Source organism: Prosthecobacter vanneervenii (assembly GCF_014203095.1).
GTDB classification, from domain to species: domain Bacteria; phylum Verrucomicrobiota; class Verrucomicrobiia; order Verrucomicrobiales; family Verrucomicrobiaceae; genus Prosthecobacter; species Prosthecobacter vanneervenii.
This window is the reverse complement of sequence record NZ_JACHIG010000002.1, coordinates 599,985-618,023: the sequence shown is the minus strand read 5'-3', so window position 1 is coordinate 618,023 and position 18,039 is coordinate 599,985. Positions and strand designations below refer to the sequence as shown.

Sequence of the window (18,039 nt, the reverse complement as noted above, 5' to 3'; positions counted from 1 at the left end):
TCACCCATTTCATTCCCACCGCCGCTCATGCAATCACGCCGCCACTTCATACGCCAGTCCGCCGCCACCCTTTTCGCCGCCCCGTGGGTCACCACCGGCATGCGCGCCGCTTCGCCCAATGGCAAGCTGCGCCACGCCGCGTTTGGTGCTGCGGGCATGAGCATGGCCGACATGAGCGCCATGTCCAACCACCCCATGTGGGAGCTGGTGGCCGTGTGCGATGTGGATACGCGCAACTTTGCCAACGCACAGAAAAAGTGGCCCAACATCCGCGTGTATCAGGACTGGCGCGAGCTGCTGGAAAAAGAGGCCGACAACATCGACAGCGTCAACGTCTCCACGCCTGACCACATGCACGGCAGCATCGGCCTGGCCGCGATCGCCAAGGGCAAGCACATCTACGGCCAGAAACCTCTGGCGCACAACCTGTGGGAATGCCGCCAGATGGTGGAGCGCGCCCGCGCCAAGGGGGTGATGTCGCAGATGGGCATCCAGATTTCCTCCGCCTTCACCGAACGCCACGCCGTGGCCCTCATCCAGATGGGTGCCATCGGCAAGGTCAAGGAAGCCCACACCTTCTCCAACAAGAAGTGGGGAGACCTCGAAGTGCGCCCGGCCAAGAGCGATCCCATCCCTGCCGGGTTTGACTGGGACAAGTGGCTGGGCGTGGCCTCCGAGCGCAGCTACATCGAGAAATACGATCACCCCGGCAACTGGCGCAAGCGCCGTGACTTTGGCACCGGCACCCTGGGGGACATGGGCTGCCACATGTTCAGCGGTTGGTTCCGCTCCCTCGATCTCGCCGCGCCCATCTCCGTGAAGTCCACCGGCCCTGTGCCGAATAAGGACAACTGGGCCATCAACGCCGTGGTGGAGTACACCTTCAAAGGCACCAAATACACTGCGGGCGACACCGTCAAAGTCACCTGGACCGATGGCGACGCCCGTCCGCCAGCCGAGGTCATGGCACTGGTGGGAGACGTCTCCAAATTCCCCGGCCAGGGCACGATTTATCTGGGCACCGAGGGCGTGCTGCTCTCCCCGCACGGCTCCACGCCGCTGCTGTACCCGCGCGAGAAATTCGCCAGCTTTGGTGCCTATCCCAAGCTGGAACCCCGCGACCACTGGGCTGACTTCATCGACTGCTGCCTCAAGGGCGACAAGCAGCCCTCCGCCAACTTTGACTACGCCGGCCCGCTGACCGAGGCCGTGCTGCTCGGCTGCCTGGCCAGCGCCTTCCCCGGCGAGAACCTCACCTGGGACGCGCCCGGCCTGAAGATCCCCAACAACGCCGCAGCCGACAAGATGGTGCGCCGCGACTACCGCAAAGGCTGGGAGATCGTGTGAGGCACCGCATGAGGCCATTCCGCTTCGTTTCTCGTTTCCACTCCTAGGGAGGAAAAATGGAAACGAAGGAGTAGGCTCTTTTCAGGTGGTGCGCCTTCGCAGAAGGCGGCCTGCCATAGTGGTCCGCACAGTCCCTGTGCGGCCCGCCACACCCCTGAGCTGCGGGCCACGATCTGTCTGCACAGAAGCCCAGCGCTCATACCACGATGCGTTGAAAACGGGTCTGAAGGCGGAGGCACGAGCCGACAGAGAGGGATCATCTTGATCTCCCCAGCGTGTTCGTGGATGTGCGAGCGCGCCGGGCGATGCGTGAGCGTGTGGGATCGGGACGATCCCACTCTGCCAGAGCGCTGGCTGGCCGCATGAAATGCTGGATAGCGCGAACCGCACAGAGGATTGCCTTCGGCTGGCTTCGCGTTGCACGGACCACCATGAGGGGCCAAGTCAGACCGGCACACACCTCATTAAAGACCCTTTTTCTCGTTTCCATTTTCCGTCTCTAGGAGTGGAAACGAGAAACGAGCAGATGGCCTGCTCATGGCAGACCACGATGCTCCCGCCTACTCCTCCTCGTCCTCTTCATCGCGGCGCGGGCCGTTCACGGAGCGCTTCTTTTTCACGGCGGAGATGTTCCGGTGCACCCACACGCTCTGCACCATGCCCATGAGGAAGAGTGTCACGACCACGAAGGTACCACCGTAGCTCACAAAGGGCATGGGCAGGCCGATGACGGGCAGCATGACGAGATTCATCCCGGCATTCTGGAAGGTGTGCACAAAGAACATGGCCACCACCCCCACCACGATGAGCCGCCCGAGCTGATCCCGCGCACAAAAGGCCACAAAGACGCCCTGCAGCAGCAGCAGCGCCATGCCCGAGAGCACCAGCAGCGCGCCCCGGAAGCCGAACTCCTCGCAGATGACGCCGAAGATGAAGTCATTGATGGACTCATGCGGAAAGAAGGTGCGGTGGATGGAGGTCTGGTCCGGCACTTTCTTGGACTCCGGGCCCTTACCCTCCAGCCCGCCCGTGGAGACGGCGATCTGCAGATACTTGGCCACCCAGCCTTCGTTTTGCAGGTCCACCTTGTCGAGCTGGTTGGTCAGCATGTACCAGGTGGATTGGATACGCGCCTGCTGGTAGGGCTTGAGCGCAAAGACGTAGACCAGCGGCACCACGCTCACCACGCATAGCAGCAATGTGATCAGGTAGCGGAAGGGGATGCTGCCCACCAGCATAATGGTGAGAAAGACCGGCCCCCACACCAGGCCGGAGCCAAGGTCTTCCTTGATGACCATGAGCGCCGGCACCCCGGCCACCATGCCTGCCATCATGATGCGCAGCCACGGCCGCCGAAACACCGGCAGCATGCGCGGCAGCTCGCCAAAGATGACGCCCAGAATCAGGATGCCGGACATGATGGCAAACTGTGAAGGCTGCACCATGATGCTGCCCACCTTGATCCACGCCTTGTTTCCCCCGATCTCCACCCCGAAGGCCAGCACCGCCACAAGACCGCCGATGCCTGCGAGGTACATCGGCACGCAGGCCCAGCGCACCCATTTGTAGTCGATGAGAGACGCGGCAAAGAAGAACGGCAGGCCGATGAGCACCCAGCGGATCTGGTCGCGATACTTCAGCGACATGGCCACGTCCTCCTTGTAGGCCGAGGCATTGTAAATGGCATACACGCCGAAGACGATCAGCGCGGCGATGTTCAGCACGAGGAGCCAGTTCATGCCGAGAAACTTTTTGAAAAGCGGTGTCATGGGATCAGGAAAAGAGAGTCTGGGAAGGAAGGGCGCAGCACCACTCCGCTAGATGAGTTCGGGCACTGCATCGAGCAGCTTGCGGGTGTAGTCGTGGCGTGGGTTTTCGCAGAGCTCGTCCGCATCTCCCTGCTCCACCACCTTGCCGTGGTGCATGACCACGATGTGGTCGCTCATGTGGCGCACGACGGCGAGGTCATGCGCGATGAAGAGGAGCGTGAGGTCCAGCTCTGCCTGGATGTCTTTGAGCAGGTTCAGGATCTGCGCCTGCACGCTGACATCCAGCGCGCTCACGGGCTCGTCGCAGATGAGGAAGCGCGGCTTCACGGCCAATGCACGCGCGATGCCGATGCGCTGCCTCTGGCCGCCGCTGAACTCATGTGGGTAGCGGTGCAGGGCATCCTCGGGCAGGCCCACTTTTTTCAGCAGACCGGCGGAGACTTCGCGGCGTGCCTCACGGTTCATTTCCTTGGCGTGAATCTCCAGCGGCTCGCCCAGGATGGACTCCACCGTCATGCGCGGGTTCAGCGAGCCGATGGGGTCCTGAAACACCATCTGCATGTCCTTGCGCAGCGGGCGAAATTCCGCCTCGGTCATGGGCAGGATGTCGCGCCCCAGATAGGTCACGCTGCCGGAGGTCGCGGGCGTGAGCTTGAGCAGGGCGCGGGCCACGGTGGACTTGCCGCTGCCGCTTTCCCCCACGAGGCCCACGGTGCAGCCCTCCTCGACATCAAAGCTGACCTTGTCCACCGCCTTGATGACATCGGTGGCACGGCCCAGCCAGCCGCCGCGTACGGGGAAGTGAATTTTGAGGTCTTGAACGCTGAGGAGCGGCATCGGGATGCGGATTCTAGCACACGCGCCCAAACGAGCGAAAGTTTCATTGCGGGAAAGCACGAAAGTGTCAGCATCCCCCATCTCTCCCGATGAACGAACGCTATGAGCTGCTGTCCCGCATCGCCGAAGGCGGTCTGGGCACTGTCTTCAGGGCACGGGACCGCCACAGCGGCCATGAGGTGGCGGTGAAGCGCACCCGTGCTGACCAGGCGGACCCCGCCGCCGTGCAGGCGCTGCTCAAGGAAGGGCTGCTGCAGTCTGCGCTGCACCACCCGGGCATCGCCACGGTGCTGGACTCCGGCACCGATGCCGGCGGTGCCTTCCTCGTGCTGGAGCTGCTGCCCGGAGAGCCGCTGGAAGACGCCCTGGCACGTGCGCCGCTGGCAGCGGCAGACTTTGACGCCCTGGTGCGGCAGTCGCTGGCTGCCGTGGCCTGCATGCACGCACAGGGCCTGCTTCATCTGGATCTGAAACCGGGGAACCTCATGCTGCAGCGCCTGCCTGCTGGCGGCCTGCAGGTGAAGCTCATCGACTTTGGGCTGGCCACGCCCATGGCATCCGCGTCCGCCGCGCCTGCGCCCGCAGGCCTGCCCGGCAGCGTCTTCTTCATGGCGCCGGAGCAGTTTCGCAAAGAGCCGCTGGATGCGCGCACGGATCTCTACTCCCTCGGCTGCACCTTTTACTACGCGCTGACACAGCGGCATCCCTTTGAGGGAGAGCTCTCCCCGCAGGTGATGGTGGCGCACCTGCACCACCGCACGCAGCCGCTGGCCGCCCTGCGCCCGGATCTGCCCCCGCACACCACCCGCTGGGTGGAGTGGCTGATCCGCCGCCAGCCCGCGCAGCGCCCGGCCTCCGCCGCCGCTGCACTGCAAGTGTATGAAGCTGGTGCAGAGGGCGTGGTGCCGCCGGAGGAGTGAGCGCTGAGCCCCTCCCGCTTCGTTTCTCGTTTCCACCTCTAGGGAGGGAAAATGGAAACGAAGGAGGACGGGCCCTTTTGGCGCGGTGTGTGCCAGACTGCGTGCGTCGAAGGAAGCCACCACTGATGGCACGATGCCGCATTTGCGCGCAAATTTTACCTGACGTGAGAAGTAATCGCCCTGAAGGCGAAAGCCTCTTGCCTTCGCAGCACGTGCCGCCATCATGGCTGCATCGTTACCTAGCTATTTCCCATGATGCGCGTCTCTTCAGCACTTTTCCTTGCCAGCGCCAGCCTCGTGCTCTGCTCCTGCACCCTGCTCACGGACCTCATGCCGGACCTGAAAGTGCCCATGCCCAAGCTGCCAAAGCTCAGCCTGCCCAGCATGCGCACCGTGGCCAAGCTCATCCCCGGCATGCCTGACAAGGACAGCGTGGACGCCAATGACCCCGAGGTGCCCTTCAACACCCGCCACAGCATCGGCTATGGACACACCCTGCGCCTGGAGGTGTATGAAGGCACCCGCAGCCCTGACCGCATCTACAGCGGCATCACCATGGTGAACAGCGACGGCCTCCTGCCCTTGGGCGAGACCGGCACCGCACGCGTCGGCGGCCTGCACCTGCCGGAGGCGGCAGACGCCATCGCCATGGTCTTCCGCCTGGCCGGTCGGAACACCCGCGAGATCATGGTGCAGATCATCTCCGTGGAAAACACCCCCGTCGTCTATCTCAATGGCGACGTGCGCGAGCGCGAGTTCATCCCCGCCTTCAAAGACATGACCGTCAGGCAGGCCGTCACCGTTACCGGAGGCCGCAAGCCAGGCTCTACCAATCGCGGCGTGTACATCTCCCGCCGTGGGCAGCGCCATTTCTTCACCTCGCTGGAATCTGCGGACCGCAAATGGGAGCCGCAGGCCGGCGACATCATCACCCTTTCCACAGACATCTGATCTGTCATCTCCAGCCATGCTCGAATACACCGGCGGCAATCCAGCCGCGGCGCAAGCCCCCCTCAGCTCCTTTTTCCAAACCGCCGCCATCCTCCGCATCGGCACCGGATTGCTGCTCATGACGCGCTATGGCCTCGGTGCCGCGCAGGATGCCTACCACTTCTTCTGGCAGGAGAAGAGCTGGGACTGGGTGCCCGCCTTTCATCAGGCCGGCATGCCCTACGCCCACCTGCTAGCGCCCGTGGTGGCCGTGCTGGTCTTTGGCGTGGCGCTCAGCTGGATCATCGGCTTCCTCACGCGGCTCTTTGCGCTGCTTTTCCTGCCGGTGGTCATCACCACACTGGTGGTGCTGCAGCATGCCGGCTCTCCCAAGGTGGAGGCCGCCTGGCTCTACCTCATCATCACCGCCACGCTGCTGCTCTTTGGCTCGGGCTCCGTCTCGGTGGATCAACTCTTCCGCCTCGGCCAGGGTGGCGGCATGAAAAAGCGCCGCTGATGGCCCGCAGCCCCGGCACTGCAGACGCCTCCACCGCCCCGCAGGCCGTGGAGCGGGTGCTCGCCATCGACCCCGCCCTGCGCAAGACCGGCTGGGCCGTGGTGGAAAGCGTGGGCGGCACCCTGCGCGCCATCGAGTGGGGCGTCATCCACAACAAGCCCCCGCTCCTGCCCTCAGGCTGCCTCGTGGCCATCCGCACCGGGCTGAGCGATGTCATCTCCCGTCACGCGCCCACCGTGTGTGCCATCGAGACCACCATCTACGTGCAGAGCTTCAAGACGGCCATCGTGCTCGGCACCGCTCGCGGGGCCTGCCTCATCGCCGCAGCAGAGCACGGCCTGCCCATCTACGAATACGCTCCGCGAGAGATCAAACAGGCCGCCGTAGGCCGTGGTGCTGCGCAGAAAGATCAGGTGGCCTTCATGATTCGCGCCCAGCTCCGCCTGCGCGAGACCCCCGAGCCCGACGCCGCCGACGCCCTCGCCGCAGCCATCACCCACTTCCAAAACGCCTCTGCTGCCAGGGTGACAGAGCGTGAGACGAGGAGGGTGTAGAGGAGGGTGCTGGCGGAGAGGGCTCGTCCTGACCCCCACGCTCCCGCAATGCCCTGCATTCTCGCGTCTCCACAAAGCCGAGCCTGCCGTGTCATCCAGCGCCATCGCACATCCGCGAACATGCTGCAGGTGTGGGGATCAAGATGATCCCCCTCCGTCCGCTTGTGCCTCCACTTTAGACCTGTTTTCAACGCATCAGGGTATCACACCCAGCTCTCAAAAGAACCCGTTCCTCCTTCGTTTCCATTTTTCTGCCTCTAGGAGTGGAAACGAGAAACGAAGCGGGTGCACGAGCCTTGCGCCAGCAAAGTGGTCCGCACAGTCCCCTGTGCGGCACGCCACACCCCTGAGCTGCGGGCTGCGATCTGCCTTCGCAGAAACCCAATGCTCATTCTCCGGCGCGCTACAGGGCACACAGACGCCTCATTTGCTTCGTTTCCATTTTCCCTCCCTAGAGGTGGAAACGAGAAACGAGGATGTCGGAGCTGTCTGCCCTGCTCACTCTGCCTTGGCTTTCGCCTTCCCTTTGCCCTTCTTGCCCTTGCCTGGGTGGCCGGTTTTGGTGTCCAGCGTGTAAGGCGGGTTTTCAAAGGGGACGGGATCAGCCGTGACACGTGGATCGCCCACGGCTTTGAGCTTGGCCAGCAGTTCGGCAGCCATCTTGTTTTTTACCTCGGCGTAGGCGGGCTCTGCGGCCACATTGATGGTGGAGTCGGGGTCTTTGCTCAGGTCGTAGAGCTCCTCCTCAGGGCGCTTGGCAAAGGCGTAGTCAAAGTACCACTGATACTGCGAGTCGTGGCGGTGCTGGATGAGCCAGGCTTTGGCGGGTGAGGAGTCCATGTCAGGGAAGGCCACCCCGGTTTCGTTTTCCAGCTCGTCCTGTGATGGGGTAAAGCTGTCGGTCAGCGTCTTGGCGTCGCCCATGGGAGTGCGCTCAGGCTTGAAGTTGTGGATGTAGAGGAAGCCGTCCTTGCGCAGCGCACGCTGGGGGTAGGGGAGATTGCCCTCACGGGCCACGCTCACATGGCGTTCGCGGCCGGTGATCACGTAATCGCGCTCTTTTTCGATGCGGCCGGATTTGCCGGACTTCATCAAGCTCACAAGGCTCTTGCCATTCACGCCGTCAGGGATCTTTGCCCCGCCGATCTCCATGAAGGTAGGCGCTAGGTCCATGAGATTCACAAAGTCCTCGATATAGCGCCCTCCCGGCTGGCCGGGCCAGCGGATAGCCAGGGTCACATTCACGCCGAAGTCGTAGAGGTTGCACTTGCCGCCGGGGAATCCGGGCGCGCCGTGATCTCCGCTGATGACGATGACGGTGTTGTCGTATTCACCGGCTTCTTCGAGTCGTTTGATGATGACACCGACCTGCGCGTCAAAGGCCTGGATCTCGCCGAGGTAGCTGCCGAAGTCTTCGCGGAACTCGGGGACGTCGGGCAGGTGTTTGGGCAGCTTGCCTTTGAGGTCGTCGGGATTGATGCCCCAGAGGGCCTGGCCGCTGCCTTTGACCCACTTGCGGTGCACATTGGTGGGGCCATGCCAGAAGACGAAGGGCGCACCCTGCGGACGCGCGGCAAGGAAGCTGCTGAAGTTTCCGCGCACCTCGTCGTAGATCTGCTGCTTGGCGGCATCCAGTGGCACGCCGCTGTCCACCATCTTCGTCACCTCCTCGGAGAACTGATTGCAGCGGCCGCCGCTCTTCTGATACGCGAACTGCTGTCCGCCGTAGGGCGCGTCGGCGGGCTCTCCGGGGCTCCAGACTTTGAAGGATTTGCCGAGGTGGTAGCCCTGGTCTTTGAGCAGCAGCGGGTAGCTGGGGATGGCGGGATCCCACACCGCACCATTGAGAATGGCGGCGCGGCCGCAGTTGAAGAAATAGCGGCCTGAAAGCAGCGCGCTGCGGCACGGCGTGCAGCTCGGCGCATTCACATACGCCCGGCTGAAGAGCGCCCCCTCGCGGGCGATGCGGTCGATGTTGGGCGTCTTCACCACCTGATTGGGCGAGGGGAATTTCTCGTGCTCGGCGTAGATGCTGGCGTAGCGGCCCCAGTCGTCGGCAAACAGGAAGACAATGTTCAGCGGCTTGTCCGCAGCAGCGGCGAGGGTGGTCAGGGCAAGGCAGCAGAGGAGAAGGTGGCGCATGGCGCCCACTCAAACGCCGCATCATCGTCAAAGCTTCGGCAAAATCCGTCGTATTTAACCCCTAGCCTCCTCGCGGGGGCGTCCGAAAATCAGTCATGATCCACGCCCTCCTCGACACCACCAAGGCACTCCAAACTCTCGAAATCGGAGGGGTGGTGCATGAGCTTTGTGCCGAAGCCATCGCCAATCATGACCGTCACAGCCAGCAGCTCACTGTTAATCTCAGGGCCTTTCTCCGTGCCACCGAGCAGATCCACCTTGGAGAAACCACCACCCCGGGCTGGCTGCCCGCGCCGCAAGTCGTGAAGGAGCACGTCGAGGCGGAGGAGGCCCACGACATGGCGAATGACATTTTTGCCAGCTGGTGCCATACGGTCAGTGCCACCCGCCCTGAATGATTCAAAGGTGAAATAATTTGACCGACGGTCAAAAATGGACAGCATGGCGCTGTTCATGAGCATTTTGGCCACACCTACGCGCAAAGAGCGGGAGTTTCAGGCTCGCGAAGAGCTGATCCTCACGCATGCCCGCCGGCTGCTGCTCGAAAAAGGCTTTCAGGCTTGGAACATGGATCAGCTGGCGGAGGCGGTCGAGTACTCCAAAGGTACGCTCTACCAGCATTTCACCTCCAAGGAAGACCTGGTGCTGGCTGTGGCGACCGATGCGCTGCGCATGCGCGCCGATCTCTTTGAGAAGGCCGCGCAGTTCAAGGGCCTGTCACGCGAGCGCTGCCGCGCCATAGGCTTTGCCTGCTGTGAGTTTGCCTTCAACCACCCCGATTATTTCCACGTCGAGATGATGCTCAAATCCGCGTCCTTCTGGGAGAAAGCCAGCGAGGCGCGCAGGCAAGCCCACGCCTTTCAGGCCGCGCGGACCTGGCGTGTGCTCAACAACATCGTCGTGCAGGCCATGGCCCTGGGAGACATTCCGGGCGGCCGCGTCACGCCTGAGCAGGCCACCTTTGCGCTGGTGTCCGTCACTGTCGGAAGCCATGTCATGACCCAGGAGCCGATGCTGCGTGTGCAGGCAGGCATCACCGATCCCATGAGTTCCGTGCGGCTCAATCAGGATCTCGTCTGCGACGGCCTGGGGTGGAAGCCGCTCCTGCATGAGCATGACTATGCCAGCACGGACAAGAGCATCGTGAAGGAGCTGTTTCCCAGCGCTCTGGCCTGGCTGCCCAGCGAGTAACTTTTTTTGCCGCAATATCGACCAATAGTCAAAAATGTACCAACGTTCATGAACTTCGTCGCTTTCCGCATGCTGATCGGTGACCGGGCCAAATACATCGGCCTCATCTTCGCCGTCGCGTTCTCGACCTTCCTCCTGCAGAACCAGATTTCCATTTTTGCCGGCATCATGAAAAACACCGGTCACCGGGTCATCGACATCACCGATGCGGACGTGTGGGTGATGGATCCGCAGACGCGTTACTTTGACGAAAACAAGGCGCTCAAAGACACCGATCTCACCCGCGTGCGGGGTGTGCCCGGAGTAGACTATGCGGTGCGGCTTTTCAAAGGCAATCCGGTCGCCCGCACCAGCACAGGCCGCTTTGCCACCTGCGTGGCGCTGGGGCTGGATGACGCCACACTGGCCGGTGCTCCGCGCCACATGATCCTCGGCTCGTGGGAGGCGCTGCGCCACCCGCATCAAATCGTGATCGACAAGGCCGGTTACCTCATGCTCTACCCCGGCGAGCCGCTGGAGCTGGGGCGCGAGCTGGAGCTCAACGACCAGCGTGTCGAGATCGCCGGCATTTCAGATGCGCTGCCTGGATTCGTCTCTCTGCCCATCATTCACGCCCGCTACAGCGAAGCGCTGAACTTTCAGGGACAGCAGCGGCTGCAGCTCTCCTTTGTGCTGGCACGTGCACAGGCCGGGCTCTCACCCGAGGAGCTGGCCCTGCGCATCCAGGAGGCCACCGGGCTCAAGGCGCGCACCACCTGGCAGTTTGCGTGGGACTGTGTGGTCTACTACCTGCAAAACACCGGCATCCCGGTCAATTTTGGCATCACCATCGCGGTGGCCACTCTGGTGGGCCTGGTGGTTACCGGGCAGACGTTCTACCTTTTTACCGTCGAAAACTTGAAGCAGTTTGGCGCTCTGAAAGCCATAGGCGTCACCAACCTGAGACTGCTCGGCATGATCCTGTTGCAGGCGGTGGTGGTCTGGTTTGTGGGCTATGGTTTTGGCAGCGCCCTGGCGGCGACTTTCTTCAACATCACGCTCAAGGTCATCGCCACACGGCACATCACGCTGCTGTGGCAAAGCGCCGCGGGCGTCGGCGTGTTCATGCTCATTGTCGTCCTGCTGGCCAGTGCGGCCGGATTGCGTCGCGTCCTCAAACTTCAACCTGCGGAGGTTTTCCGTTCATGACATCCATCCCGTCCATCGCTGTACAGTGTCAATCCGTCCGCCGCAGCTTCGGCAGCGGGGATGCCCGTGTGGAAGTGCTGCGAGGAGTCGATTTTGACGCCCTCCACGGGGAGATGACTTTTCTGGTGGGCCCCAGCGGCTGCGGCAAGACCACGCTCATCTCCATCATCGCCGGTTTGCTGGACACCAGCGCTGGGGAGGTGGCTCTGTTTGGCAAAAGCCTGGCAGGCATGAGCCCACGCGACCAGATCCTCTTTCGCCGCAGCCATATCGGCTTCGTCTTTCAGCAGTACAACCTGCTGCCCTCGCTCACGGCGGCGGAAAACGCTGCGGTGCCTCTGCTGGCGGCGGGCTTGAAACGGCGGGAAGCCGTCGCCAGGGCCACGGCCATGCTGGAGCGTCTCGGCATCGGAGACAGGGCGTCCGCGCTGCCACGCGTTCTCTCCGGCGGCCAGCAGCAGCGCGTGGCCCTTGCACGCGCGCTCGTGCATGAGCCGCGCCTCATCATCTGCGACGAGCCCACCGCTGCGCTCGACCACAAGTCGGGCGAGTCCGTCATGGAACTCCTCGCCACCGCAGCCGTGCACCCGGAGCGCGCCGTCGTCGTCGTGACGCATGACAACCGGGTCTTCCACTTTGCCAGCCGCATCTCCCACATGAACGACGGCATCATCACCCACACCACCACGCACTGACCTATGAAAACCCACGGACTCCTGCTGCCTCTCATCGCAGCCTGCGGCATCGCCTACACTGGCATCTCCATCGCCCGCACGCAGCCGCGTCGCGAGCTGACGCAGCCGCCTTCACCTGCGCCGCGCTCGGCCTTTGCCACCACCGTCGCCGCAGTCGGCCTGGTGGAGCCGCGCTCGGAAAACATCGCCGTGGGCAGCCACCGCCCCGGCATTGTGGAGCGCGTGCTGGTAAGGGCGGGAGACGTGGTCAAAGCGGGCGCACCGCTGGCCGTGCTGGATCAGCGCGAGCTCAACTCCCAGCTGGCCGCTGCCCGTGCCAGGGAGGCCGAGTCGCAGGCGCAGGTCACTGTCGCGGATGCCACACTGGCAGAGGCCCGGGATCTGCTGCGCTTCCTTGAAAACATCCGCGACACCCGCGCCATCAGCGAAGAGCAGACGACTGGTCGCAGACGCACCGTGGACATCGCCGCCGCGCGCGCTTTGGCGGCACGCGCCAGCCTGGAGTCAGCCAGGGCTGCCGTCGAAATCGCTCAGACTGAGATCGACCGCAGCACCATCCGCGCTCCGATCGATGCCACCGTGCTCCGCGTGAATCTGCGCCCGGGGGAAACCGTGACCACGCAGCCGGTGGCAGATCCCTATTTCATCTTGGGAGATGTGGCGGAGCTGCATGTGCGCGTGGATGTGGATGAGCATGAGGCCTGGAGGCTCAAAGCCGGCAGCCTTGCCCAGGCGCGTGTGCGTGGCAATGCGGCGCAATCCTGCGATCTGGCCTTCCTGCGCTTTGAGCCCTACGTCATCCCCAAGCGCTCCCTCACCGGTGCCGCGACGGAGCGTGTGGACACCCGCGTCCTGCAGGTGATCTATCGTTTGCAGAATCATGCCGCTGTGACTTTATACCCCGGCCAGCAGGTGGATGTGTTTATTGATGCCGACGGTGGCGAGCGTATCCAGTAACGACAGTACCTTTTCTATCTCTCCCTCTCATGACCATGCATTTTCGTTCATTGCTTCCGGTTCTGCTGTTATCCTCCTGCAGCGTCGGGCCGGACTTCAAGCTGCCTGAGGTGCTCATGCCCTCCAAATGGAAAAACGGCGGCAGCCAGGTCAGCACGGCGGACATTCCCGTGCCGGGAGAATGGTGGAAGCTCTTTGGCTCCTCCGAGCTCAACAAGCTGGTGGACAACGCCATGACCAACAACCAGCAGCTGCGCGGCGCCCTGGCCCGCGTGGAGACGGCGCGGGCGCTCGTGGGCGTGCAGCAGGCCAGCTGGTTCCCCACGCTGAACATGCGCGACGGCATGCAGTATGAGCGCCTCTCCCAAAGCTCCTTTGGCGCCAACCTGCCGCCGGGCGTGACGCTGCCCAAGCTGCAGCGCCGCCGCTACCAGAGCCTGCTGGAGGAAAGCTGGGAGGTGGACATCTGGGGCCGTGTGCGCCGTGCGGTGGAAGGATCCAAGGCGGCCCAGTTTGGCGCGCTGGAGACGGTTTCCGCCCAGCGTCTGACCATCGCCGCTGAAGTCGCGCGCCTGTACTTCCTGGCGCATTCTCTGGATCTGCAGATCGATGTGGTGATCAGCACGCAGAACTGGCGTGAAGAAGCCCTGAAACTGCAGGAGTCCCGCTTCAAGGGCGGCCTGGCCAATGAGATGGATGTGGCCCGTGCCAAGACGGAGCTGGAGCTGGCACGCAACGACCTCGCTGCGCTCGAGCGCCAGCGTGGCAATGCCGAGAACGCCCTGGCGGTCATCTGCGGGGAGATCCCCTCGAATTTCAAGCTGGCCAAAAAATCCAGCATGCCCCAGCCGCCGCGCGTCCCGGGCGGACTGCCCGGCACCCTGCTGCAGCGCCGGCCTGACATCCGCGCGGCAGAGCAGAAAATGCGCGAGGCGAATGCCAAGATCGGCGTGGCCAAGGCCTCCTTCTATCCTGCCTTCAGCGTGAACGGCTCCGGCGGTCTGGAAAGCATCGGCACCTTTGCCTTCTTCGACCAGCGCAGCCGCATCATGACGATCGGGCCCAGCATGACGCTGCCCATCTTTCAGGGCGGCAAGCTGAGAGCCAACCTGGCATCTGCCAAGGCAGGCTATGAAGAGACGCTGAACAACTACAAGCAGACCATCCTGGTGGCGCTGCAGGAGGTGGAGGACAGCATGCTGGACGCCAGCGCCTACGACAAGCAGTCCAAGGCTCTGGACGCAGCCATCGCTGCGGCGCAGGAGACGCAGCGCCTGGCTGAACTGCGCTACCAGAAAGGTCTGGCCAGCTACTTTGAAGTGGTGGACGCCAACCGCACCGTGCTCAATGCCAAGCTGCTGGCCGCTCAGGTGCAGGGCCAGCGCCTGATGGCCAGCGTGGCCATGCTCAAGGCGCTGGGTGGTGGCTGGAAGTGATGTGGCAGGGATGTTGTTTCATATAGATCCCGTTGCGTGCTGAATCTTCCCGTTTCCATCCTCAGCCTCGTGTGTCTCGTGGTTTATGGCTTTGCGGTGCCCAGGCTCTTCCGGCCTTCGGGCAGTAGCAGGGGGCTTTTCACGCGGCTCAAGCTGACCATCACTTTGCTCTTCATGGGCCTGCCGCTCTGGGTTTTGGCGCACACCATGTTTTACCGCGCAGAGGTGTGGTGCCAGATCGCCGCCGTGGTGATGGGCTTCGCCAGCCTGACGTTGTTTTTCTGGTCTTACCGCCAGCACGGCACGCAGGTGCCGGGGCGTGTTTTCAGTCCGGATGTGCCTGCCAGGATCATCACCAGCGGCCCCTACGCACGTGTGCGGCATCCCATTTATTCGGCATATTTGCTCTTCATGCTGGGGCTGGTGGTGGGCGCGCAGAGTGCCGAGGCGGCGGTGCTTTGGCTGCTGCTGGCCGTGACCTATCGCCGGGCCGCGCGGCAGGAAGACGAGTTGCTTTCCGGCTCTGCGCATGCGGACTTCTACCGCCGCTACATGCAGCAGTCCGGCAGACTTCTGCCATGGAATGTCTGGCGGAAGCGGGTGGTGTGAGTGAGGGCTTGATCACGGCGTTGCCTTAAATGCTGAGCTTCAGCACCGGCTGGCCGCTGGGGGCGCTTTTGGTGCCCTTCTTGTTCCGGATTCCCTTCAGGCAGCGTTGCGGCTATTCACGGTTGGAGCCGTTCCTGCTGCCGAGCAGGATGTGGGTGTGCACTGTTTCGCCGCAGCTCTGACAGCGGTACCAAACAGGCCTGCTGCCCTTGAATCTCATGCGGCCGGTTTTGCAGGCGGCACAGCGGGGTGGAAAGGCAAAGATGAGCAGCGCTGCCGGTCCGCCACAGCACAAAACAAACATGAGAGGTGCACCCCAGGCATCCCAGGGGGCTGGAGGATTTAGTTTCAACAAACTGAAGATGCCAGTGGCTGCGACAACGAAGCCCGCAAATCCACTGATGGAAAGCCAGCGTGCATGACGTGTGCAGGCAGCACGCCCGGGCGGCTCCTCTTCGGGCGTTTTCTCATGTGCGATGGAGAGCGAGAATCCACACAGGGCTGCAAACAGGCAGAGCGCCACTCCTGCGATGATGAAGGTCGTGCGTGCGGATGTGGCATCACCTTTGTACAGGTGCTGCCAGCCTCCCAGAAGGCACAGGATGCCGAGGCAGAGTGGCAGGCTTGAGAATGACATGAGGCACCACTTGAAAGTGTTTCTCGGCTGCAGCACGCCGATCATCAGCGTGGTGATGAAGCCCACGCCCATGCCCGCCAGCGCGGCCCAGCCTCCCCACTTGGTCAGAAAGTCGTAGTACATGGATGCCGGCGATTTTGGAGGCACTTGTCATTGCAGCAAAGCCTGTTTTCAGCTCAGATGCTGGAACAACCGGCCTCATTTTACAGTTCAACCAACCCCCTTATGCGAGTCATTCCCTCCTTCGCTGCCGCTTTCCTTTCCTTGTCATCCCTCTGGGCTGCTGAGCATGACATCGTCATCTATGGCGGCACCTGCTCCGCCGTCATTGCCGCCGTGCAGGCCAAGAAGATGGGCAAGAGTGTGATCGTTGTGTCTCCGGACAAGCATCTCGGCGGTCTGAGCAGCGGTGGTCTTGGTTTCACTGACACCGGCAACAAGGCCGTCATCGGCGGTCTGTCGCGTGACTTTTACCATCGCGTCTGGCAGCACTACGACAAGGATTCCGCCTGGGTGCAGCAGAAGAAATCCGAATACGGCGGCAAGGGCCAGGGCACACCCGCTGTGGACGGCGAAAACCGCACGATGTGGATCTTTGAGCCGCATGTGGCGGAGCAGATCTTTGAAGACTATGTCAAGGAGTTCGGCCTGGAAGTCGTGCGCGATGAGTGGCTGGACCGCGCCAAAGGTGTGAAGAAAGATGGCGAGAAGATCACCGCCATCACCACGCTGAGCGGCAAGACCTATGAAGGGAAGATGTTCATCGACGCCACCTATGAGGGCGACCTGATGGCAGCGGCGGGTGTGGACTACCATGTGGGCCGCGAGGCGCAGAGCGTGTATGATGAAAAGTGGAACGGCATTCAGGTGGGCGTGCTGCACCACCGCCACCATTTTGGCGCGGTGAAGGAGCCGATCAGCGCCTACAAGGTGCCGGGAGATCCGAAGAGCGGCGTGCTGCCCCGAGTGAGCACTGCGCCTCCGGGAGAGTATGGCGCTGGAGACAAAGGCGTGCAGGCCTACTGCTTCCGCGCCTGCTATACGAATGATCCGAGCAACCGAGTGCCGTTTCCCAAGCCGGAAGGCTACGACGCGAACCAGTACGAAATCCTGCTGCGCGTGCTGAACACCGGCTGGGGCGAGTTCTTCGAGAAGTTTGACCCCATCCCGAACCACAAGACGGACACCAACAACCACGGGCCCTTCAGCTTTGACAATATCGGCTACAATCACGACTACCCGGAGGCCAGCTACGAGCGCCGCCGCGAGATCATTGCCGAGCATCGCCAGTATCAGCAGGGCCTGATGTGGTTCGTGGCCAATGACCCGCGCGTACCCAAGAAGGTGCAGGAAGAGCTGCAGACCTGGGGCCTGCCGAAAGATGAGTTCACCGACAACGGCAACTGGAGCCACCAGCTCTACATCCGCGAGGCACGCCGCATGATCGGCAGCTACGTCATGACCGAAAACGAGCTGCTCAAAAAGCGCCCCACTCCAGACAGCGTGGGCATGGGCAGCTACGGCATCGACTCCCACAACATCCAGCGCTACATCACGCCGGAAGGCAATGTGCAGAACGAGGGCGACATCGGCGTCAGCACCAAGGGGCCCTACGAGATCGCGTACGGCTCTCTGATCCCCAAGAAAGGGCAGGGGACCAACCTGCTGGTGCCGGTGGCCATGTCCGCCAGTCACATCGCCTACGGCAGCATCCGCATGGAGCCCGTGTTCATGATCCTGGGCCAGAGCGCCGCCACCGCAGCGGTGCTGGCCATCGAAGACGGCATCCCGGTGCAGAGCGTGCCATATGATAAGCTGAAGGCGCAGATCCTCAAAGACGGCCAGATCCTCCACTACGACGGCCCCAAGACCACCCGCGGCGTAGACCCGAAATCGCTCAAGGGCATCGTCATGGACGACACGGACGCCAAGGTCACCGGCGACTGGCATGAAAGCGGCGCGGCCAAGACCTTCCTCGGCGACGGCTACAGCCACGACAGCAACGCCAAGGACGGCAAGAGCAGCCTGCGCTTTGAGCCGAAGCTGACCAAGCCCGGCAAATACCGCCTCATGCTGGCCTCCCCGCCGAACAGCAACCGCGCCACCAACGCCCCCGTGGAGGTGCAGTACGCAGGCGGCGTGAAGAAGCTCAAAGTCGACCTTCGCTCCCCCAAAGCCGGCGAAGGTCTCTTCTGGATCGATCTCGGTGAATACGAATGCGGCCACGACACCGCCATCACCATCTCAAACGCAGGCACCGACGGCTACGTCGTCGTGGACGGCGTCCGCTGGGTGTCGGTGCAGGAGTAA

At 62.8% G+C, this 18,039-nt stretch carries 17 protein-coding genes; 13 read left to right on the top strand and 4 right to left on the bottom strand.

Annotated elements, in window-relative coordinates:
- Nucleotides 1-27 precede the first annotated feature (27 nt).
- Nucleotides 28-1,347 carry a Gfo/Idh/MocA family protein gene (locus tag HNQ65_RS07560; RefSeq protein WP_184338890.1) on the top strand — a complete coding sequence of 440 codons (1,320 nt, stop codon included), beginning with the start codon at nucleotides 28-30 and terminating at the stop codon, nucleotides 1,345-1,347.
- A gap of 560 nt (nucleotides 1,348-1,907) precedes the next feature.
- Here HNQ65_RS07560 and HNQ65_RS07555 read toward each other — a convergent pair.
- Nucleotides 1,908-3,116, bottom strand: a complete 1,209-nt coding sequence (locus HNQ65_RS07555; RefSeq protein WP_184338889.1) for an FtsW/RodA/SpoVE family cell cycle protein — start codon at nucleotides 3,114-3,116, stop codon at nucleotides 1,908-1,910.
- Between the two features lie 48 nt (nucleotides 3,117-3,164).
- Complete coding sequence (locus HNQ65_RS07550) at nucleotides 3,165-3,953, bottom strand: ABC transporter ATP-binding protein (RefSeq protein WP_184338888.1); 789 nt, start codon at nucleotides 3,951-3,953, stop codon at nucleotides 3,165-3,167.
- A gap of 89 nt (nucleotides 3,954-4,042) precedes the next feature.
- Between HNQ65_RS07550 and HNQ65_RS07545 the strand changes: the two genes are divergently transcribed.
- The 4 genes from HNQ65_RS07545 to ruvC all read left to right on the top strand — a co-directional run bounded on the left by HNQ65_RS07545 (nucleotide 4,043) and on the right by ruvC (nucleotide 6,874).
- The gene (locus HNQ65_RS07545; protein ID WP_184338887.1) at nucleotides 4,043-4,873 is read left to right on the top strand and encodes a serine/threonine-protein kinase; all 831 of its coding nucleotides are present in this window, start codon (nucleotides 4,043-4,045) and stop codon (nucleotides 4,871-4,873) included.
- Nucleotides 4,874-5,125: 252 nt separating this feature from the next.
- The gene (locus HNQ65_RS07540) at nucleotides 5,126-5,824 is read left to right on the top strand and encodes a polysaccharide biosynthesis/export family protein (RefSeq protein ID WP_184338886.1); all 699 of its coding nucleotides are present in this window, start codon (nucleotides 5,126-5,128) and stop codon (nucleotides 5,822-5,824) included.
- Nucleotides 5,825-5,840: 16 nt separating this feature from the next.
- Nucleotides 5,841-6,320 carry a DoxX family protein gene (locus tag HNQ65_RS07535; protein ID WP_184338885.1) on the top strand — a complete coding sequence of 160 codons (480 nt, stop codon included), beginning with the start codon at nucleotides 5,841-5,843 and terminating at the stop codon, nucleotides 6,318-6,320.
- Complete coding sequence (ruvC, locus tag HNQ65_RS07530) at nucleotides 6,320-6,874, top strand: crossover junction endodeoxyribonuclease RuvC (RefSeq protein ID WP_184338884.1); 555 nt, start codon at nucleotides 6,320-6,322, stop codon at nucleotides 6,872-6,874. The genes HNQ65_RS07535 and ruvC overlap by 1 nt, the downstream gene beginning before the upstream one ends.
- A 498-nt stretch (nucleotides 6,875-7,372) precedes the next feature.
- Here ruvC and HNQ65_RS07525 read toward each other — a convergent pair whose 3' ends face one another.
- Entirely contained in the window at nucleotides 7,373-9,016 is a 1,644-nt protein-coding gene (locus HNQ65_RS07525; protein ID WP_184338883.1) for a sulfatase family protein, read from the bottom strand.
- 95 nt (nucleotides 9,017-9,111) lie between these two features.
- On the opposite strand from HNQ65_RS07525, the gene HNQ65_RS07520 reads away from it, so the two are divergent.
- The 7 genes from HNQ65_RS07520 to HNQ65_RS07490 are packed head-to-tail and all read left to right on the top strand — an operon-like array spanning nucleotide 9,112 to nucleotide 15,092.
- The gene (locus HNQ65_RS07520) at nucleotides 9,112-9,414 is read left to right on the top strand and encodes a hypothetical protein (RefSeq protein WP_184338882.1); all 303 of its coding nucleotides are present in this window, start codon (nucleotides 9,112-9,114) and stop codon (nucleotides 9,412-9,414) included.
- A 55-nt stretch (nucleotides 9,415-9,469) separates the two neighbouring features.
- Nucleotides 9,470-10,207, top strand: coding sequence for a TetR/AcrR family transcriptional regulator (locus HNQ65_RS07515; protein WP_184338881.1), 738 nt, complete (start codon nucleotides 9,470-9,472; stop codon nucleotides 10,205-10,207).
- Nucleotides 10,208-10,255: 48 nt separating this feature from the next.
- Entirely contained in the window at nucleotides 10,256-11,395 is a 1,140-nt protein-coding gene (locus HNQ65_RS07510; RefSeq protein ID WP_184338880.1) for an ABC transporter permease, read from the top strand.
- Nucleotides 11,392-12,090, top strand: coding sequence for an ABC transporter ATP-binding protein (locus HNQ65_RS07505; protein WP_184338879.1), 699 nt, complete (start codon nucleotides 11,392-11,394; stop codon nucleotides 12,088-12,090). The genes HNQ65_RS07510 and HNQ65_RS07505 overlap by 4 nt, the downstream gene beginning before the upstream one ends.
- A gap of 3 nt (nucleotides 12,091-12,093) precedes the next feature.
- Entirely contained in the window at nucleotides 12,094-13,047 is a 954-nt protein-coding gene (locus HNQ65_RS07500; RefSeq protein ID WP_184338878.1) for an efflux RND transporter periplasmic adaptor subunit, read from the top strand.
- 29 nt (nucleotides 13,048-13,076) lie between these two features.
- The gene (locus HNQ65_RS07495; protein ID WP_184338877.1) at nucleotides 13,077-14,483 is read left to right on the top strand and encodes an efflux transporter outer membrane subunit; all 1,407 of its coding nucleotides are present in this window, start codon (nucleotides 13,077-13,079) and stop codon (nucleotides 14,481-14,483) included.
- Nucleotides 14,484-14,519: 36 nt separating this feature from the next.
- Nucleotides 14,520-15,092 (top strand): methyltransferase, encoded by a 573-nt coding sequence (locus tag HNQ65_RS07490; RefSeq protein WP_184338876.1) that lies wholly within the window; start codon nucleotides 14,520-14,522, stop codon nucleotides 15,090-15,092.
- A gap of 112 nt (nucleotides 15,093-15,204) precedes the next feature.
- Here the strand turns inward: HNQ65_RS07490 and HNQ65_RS07485 are convergent, their stop codons facing one another.
- On the bottom strand, nucleotides 15,205-15,852 hold the full coding sequence (locus tag HNQ65_RS07485) for a hypothetical protein (protein WP_184338875.1): 648 nt from the start codon (nucleotides 15,850-15,852) through the stop codon (nucleotides 15,205-15,207).
- 102 nt (nucleotides 15,853-15,954) lie between these two features.
- On the opposite strand from HNQ65_RS07485, the gene HNQ65_RS07480 reads away from it, so the two are divergent.
- A complete protein-coding gene (locus HNQ65_RS07480; protein ID WP_184338874.1) occupies nucleotides 15,955-18,039 on the top strand; it encodes an FAD-dependent oxidoreductase in 2,085 nt (694 codons plus the stop codon).